Raw genomic sequence first — 4769 nt, 5'->3', positions numbered from 1 at the left:
CCGCACTACCGTGCCGATACACGCAAGGTGGGTGGTTCGCTCTACCGCATCCATCGCGACACGCGCTTCGCCAACGACAAGCAACCGTACAAGGGCTGGCAGGGTTCGCGCTTTTTCCATGAGCGCCGCCATGAAATCCAGGCACCGGGCTTCTACCTGCACATCCAGCCGGACGAGTGCTTCGCTGGCGGCGGCATGTGGCATCCGGAACCGCCGGTGCTGAAGAAGCTACGCGACTTCCTCGCCGATAACCCGGATTCGTGGAAGCGGGCAACGCATGGAAAGGCCTTTCGCGAGCGCTTCGAGTTCTGGGGCGAAAGCCTGACGCGCCCGCCGCGCGGGTTCGATCCGAACCATGAGTTGATCGACGACCTGAAGCGGAAGAATTTCGCCGCCGGGCAGAATTTCGATGAAGCCCTGGCGTGTTCGTCGGAGTTGCTGCCCTTCGTCGTCGACACGTTCAAGCGACTGGCGCCGATGGTCGACTACCTCTGCGCGGCGCAGGAACTCGAGTTCTAAACATCCGCAAGCACCCGATCGCCGATGAATCGGCTCCTACAAAGAGCGGCCTCAGCGCTCGTACAACTCAATCGGCAAATCATCCGGATCGGCGAAGAACGTAAACCGCTTCCCGGTGAACTCGTCTACCCGAATCGGCTCGCACGAGACCCCACGCTGGCCCAACGTCGCCACCACCGCGTCGATATCGCTCACGACGAACGCGAGGTGACGTAGCCCTAGCGCCTCCGGCCGTGATGGCCGCCTTGGCGGCGACGGGAAGGAGAACAGTTCCAGCTGGACGCCCGGGCTGACTTCGAGATCGAGCTTCCAGGAATCGCGCGCTTCGCGGTAGACCTCGTGGATGACCTTGAGGCCGAGGGTTTCGGTGTAGAAGGCCTTCGAGCGCGGGTAGTCGGCGCAGATGATCGCGACGTGGTGGATGGATTCGAGCATGTTCACGCTTCCGAAAACGGAAACGTCAACACATCGGCAATTGCATCGGTATCCGCCAGCACCATCAACAACCGCTCGATGCCCAGCGCCACCCCCGCACACGCCGGCATATCGCCAAGTACCGCCAGCAAACGCTCGTCCATCGGCACTTCCGCATCCCCACGCTGACGTCGTTTAGCGTTGTCGCCTTCGAACCGCGCGCGCTGCTCGGCCGCGTCATTCAGCTCGTGGTACCCGTTGGCCACTTCATAACGCCCCACATACGCCTCGAAACGCTCAGCCACCGRCGGGTCGCTCTTTCGAATGCGCGCAAGCGCGCACTGACTGGCCGGAAACTCCGAAACGATAGTGACCCGATCGCGCGGAAATTCCGGCTGGATGCGGTGCGTGAGCAACAGGTCCAGCCAGTCGTCGCGTTCCAGGCCTTCGCTGCTGATGTTTGCGTCGGCGAGCRGTTTCTTCAGCACCTCGACCGGATCCAGCAAGGCATCCACGCCCAGCGCATCGTGAAACAACCCACGGTACGTCGTTTCGACAATCTCGAACGTGCGCCCCGCGCCCAGCAGCAGCCGTTCGAGCAGGTCGATCACCTCGCGCGCCAGCCGGTTATGGTCCCAGCCCACGCGGTACCACTCCAGCATGGTGAATTCGGGATTGTGTCGCCCCCCCGCTTCGCCGTTGCGAAACACACGCCCCAACTCATAGCAGTCGCCCACGCCTGCGGCGAGCAACCGTTTCAGGGGAAACTCCGGCGAGGTACGCAACCAGCGCTCGCGCGCACCGGCATCCACGTGACCACTGAAGTTCGTGTGGAAGCTCTGGATGTTCGGGTCGGTATTGCCCGCGGCGGAGAGCATCGGCGTCTCCACCTCGAGCACGCCGCGCTCGCTGAAAAAACCGCGGATCGTGGCATACGTCTGCGCGCGCAGACGCAGCTGATTCATGTCGGTCATGGCGCCACACCGTGTTCGGTCAGCAGGGCCAGCAGGTCCGCTTCCGTATACACCGGCACGCCGAGCTCATTGGCTTTGTCCAGCTTCGAGCCTGCCGCTTCGCCGGCAAAAACGCCGGTGGTCTTCTTCGACACCGAGCCCGCCACCTTCGCGCCGAGCGACTCGAGCCGCTCGGTCGCGTCGTCACGTTTGAGCGTCTCCATCGTACCGGTGATGACGTAGGTCAGCCCTTCCAGCGGCAGCGCGTTGGCGGCTTTCGCCGGCAGCGCCGCGGCCAGCGAGCGCATGGCTTCGTCGGCGCGTCGCAATTCGGCGACGCGTTCGGCGTCGGCCAACAAGGCGGTGAGGTTCGAGGCGGCTGCCTGTGGCACGCCGGCGACGATCCACTGGTGCTCGCCCGCTTTCACCAGCGCGTCGAGGCTCGCGTAGTTCTTCGCGAGGATGCCAGTGCTCTTCGGGCCGAGCTTCGACACCTTGGCGGCATCCAGCAGCACGTCGAGCCCTAGCCGCTCGCGCAGCTTGGGCGAAGGCGCGCCTTCATCGGCAAAGGTGATACCCGCTTCGAGCAAGGCATCGACGACCTTCTGGTTGCCCTCCTGCTCGAAGAACGCCGCAATGGACGTCGCTACTTCATCGCCGATATCCGGCAGCACGCGCAACACCGGCGCCGGCGTGCGCCGCACGAAGTCCAGCGAGCCCAGCCACAAGGCCAGCGTCTTCGCGGTGCTCTCGCCGATATGCATGATGCCAAGGCCGAACAGGAAGCGCGGCAGCGTGGACTTCTTGCTGGCTTCGATCGCCTCCACCAGGTTCTCCGCCCACTTCGTGGCGACCTTGCCCTGCTTCACCGTCTCCGGCGTGGAGCCATCGCGCTCGTCGGCCAGCGTCTTCAGCTTCACGAAGCGGTCGACGGTGAGCGCATAGAGGTCGGCCGGCGTATGCACCATGTCGAACTCGACGAGGGCATCGACGAAACGATCGCCGAGGCCGTCGATGTCCATGGCGCGGCGCGAGGCGAAATGGATCAAGGCCTCCTTGCGCTGCGCGGCGCAGATGAGCCCACCCGAGCATCGATAGGCGGCCGCGCCTTCCTCACGCAGCAGTTCCGAGCCGCAGACCGGGCAGACCTCGGGCATCTTCCAGGCCACGGTCCCTGCCGGGCGGTTTTCCTCGACCACGCGGGCGACTTCGGGAATGACATCGCCCGCACGGCGAACGATCACGGTGTCGCCGACACGCACATCCAGGCGCGCGACCTGGTCGGCGTTGTGCAAGGTGGCGTTGGTGACGGTCACGCCACCTACCTGCACCGGCGTCAATCGGGCCACGGGCGTCGCCGCACCGGTGCGCCCGATCTGGATCTCGATCGCCTCCACCGTCGTCGTCTGTTCCTGCGCGGGGTACTTGTGCGCGATGGCCCAGCGTGGCGCGCGCGAGACGAAGCCCATCTCGCGCTGGCCTTCGTAGTCGTCGAGCTTGTACACCACGCCGTCGATGTCGTACGGCAGGCTGTCGCGCTTCTCGCCAATCTTCCGGAAGTAAGCCAGCAGGCCCTTGAAACCCTTTGCCGTGGAGACCTCGGGCGACACCGGGAAACCCCAGTCGCGCAGCTTCGCGAGCGTGGCGGAATGCGTGTCCGGCAGTTCACCCTCTTCAACCACKCCTACCGCGTAGGCGAAGAAAGCGAGTGGCCGCTTCGCGGTAATCGCGGGATCGAGCTGGCGTAACGATCCGGCGGCGCCATTGCGCGGATTGGCCAGCGCCTTCTCACCCGCCGCGCGAGCACGCTCATTAAATGCCTCGAAGCCAGCGCGCGGCATGATCACTTCGCCACGCACTTCGAGCACGCGCGGCCAACCTTCGCCGCGCAAGCGCAACGGAATGGCCTTCACGGTGCGCAGATTGGAAGTGACATCTTCACCGACCGCACCATCACCGCGCGTGGCGCCCTGCACGAAGACACCGTCTTCGTAGCGCAGGCTGATGGCAAGGCCATCGAGCTTGGGCTCGACCGAGAACACCGGCTCACGGCGGTCCAGCGTCTGCTCGATGCGGCGCTCGAAATCGGCCACTTCGCGATATTTTTCGCGGTCGTTGTCGGCTTCCTGCTCGAAGGCATTACCCAACGACAACATGGGGACCGCGTGCGTCACTTCGGCAAAGCCACCCTGCGCGCGAGCACCGACGCGCCGGGTCGGTGAATCGGCGACGGCGAGCTCCGGGTGCTCCGCTTCGAGCGCCTCGAGCTCCCGCATCAGGCGATCGTAGTCGGCGTCGGCGAGGGTCGGGTCGTCGAGCACGTGATAGCGGTAATTGGCGTCTTCGAGGCGGCGTCGGAGTTCGGTGGCACGCTCGACGGCATCGGCCGGGGCGGGGGCTTGGGGCATGTGCGGGGTCCGTCAGGCTCTGATCGTCTATAATGTTACAGCCATGCCAGCCCACGACGTCATCGACAGCCTCCCACCGACCGACGTCCACGCTCTCTCCACCGACCGCCCGGCACTGGCACCGGCGGAACCGTCGAGCAAGGCCCGCTACCGCGGACTCATCTGGCTCGTTTCGGCCGCTTTCTTCATGCAGGCGCTGGATTCGACGATCGTCAACACCGCCGTGCCCGCCATCGCGAACGCGCTGGATGTCGGCCCGCTAAGCATGCGCACCGCCCTGACCAGCTACGTGCTGACCCTGGCGATCTTCATCCCCATGAGCCCCTGGCTGTGCGACCGCTTCGGCACAAGGCGCGTTTTCGGCGGAGCGATCACGGTCTTCGCCCTCGGCTCGCTGCTCTGCGGCCTGGCGCAGACGCTGCCGCAGCTGGTGGCCTCGCGTATCGTCCAGGGCCTGGGCGGCGCCGCCCTGATG

The 4769-nt window shown here is 65.2% G+C and carries 5 protein-coding genes; 2 read left to right on the top strand and 3 right to left on the bottom strand.

Annotation, left to right across the window (positions count from 1 at the left end; translation table 11 throughout):
* A partial coding sequence (locus tag AC1DT2_RS15970) for a DUF2461 domain-containing protein (RefSeq protein WP_477297390.1) occupies positions 1 to 519 on the top strand: 519 nt, incomplete at its 5' end.
* Between the two features lie 51 nt (positions 520 to 570).
* Here the strand turns inward: AC1DT2_RS15970 and gloA2 are convergent.
* Genes gloA2 through ligA form a run of 3 tightly spaced genes read right to left on the bottom strand, consistent with a single transcriptional unit; the run spans position 571 to position 4294 of the window.
* The gene (gene gloA2 / locus AC1DT2_RS15965) at positions 571 to 954 is read right to left on the bottom strand and encodes an SMU1112c/YaeR family gloxylase I-like metalloprotein (RefSeq protein WP_477297389.1); all 384 of its coding nucleotides are present in this window, start codon (positions 952 to 954) and stop codon (positions 571 to 573) included.
* Positions 955 to 956: 2 nt separating this feature from the next.
* On the bottom strand, positions 957 to 1907 hold the full coding sequence (gene epmA / locus AC1DT2_RS15960; RefSeq protein ID WP_477297387.1) for an EF-P lysine aminoacylase EpmA: 951 nt from the start codon (positions 1905 to 1907) through the stop codon (positions 957 to 959).
* Positions 1904 to 4294, bottom strand: a complete 2391-nt coding sequence (gene ligA / locus AC1DT2_RS15955; protein WP_477297385.1) for an NAD-dependent DNA ligase LigA — start codon at positions 4292 to 4294, stop codon at positions 1904 to 1906. Before ligA ends, epmA begins: the two co-directional genes overlap by 4 nt.
* 43 nt (positions 4295 to 4337) lie before the next feature.
* Between ligA and AC1DT2_RS15950 the strand changes: the two genes are divergently transcribed.
* Positions 4338 to 4769 (top strand): MFS transporter (locus AC1DT2_RS15950; protein WP_477297384.1); only part of this gene is annotated, 432 nt, incomplete at its 3' end.

It is taken from the genome of Luteibacter sp. P4_E6 (genome assembly GCF_056401535.1).
Note: the sequence above shows the minus strand (reverse complement) of the source record. Positions and strands in the feature narration are given on the sequence as shown.

Excerpts from the sequence above, each read along its gene's own strand:
- gloA2 (WP_477297389.1), bottom strand. The coding sequence starts at position 954 with ATGCTCGAATCCATCCACCACGTCGCGATCATCTGCGCCGACTACCCG.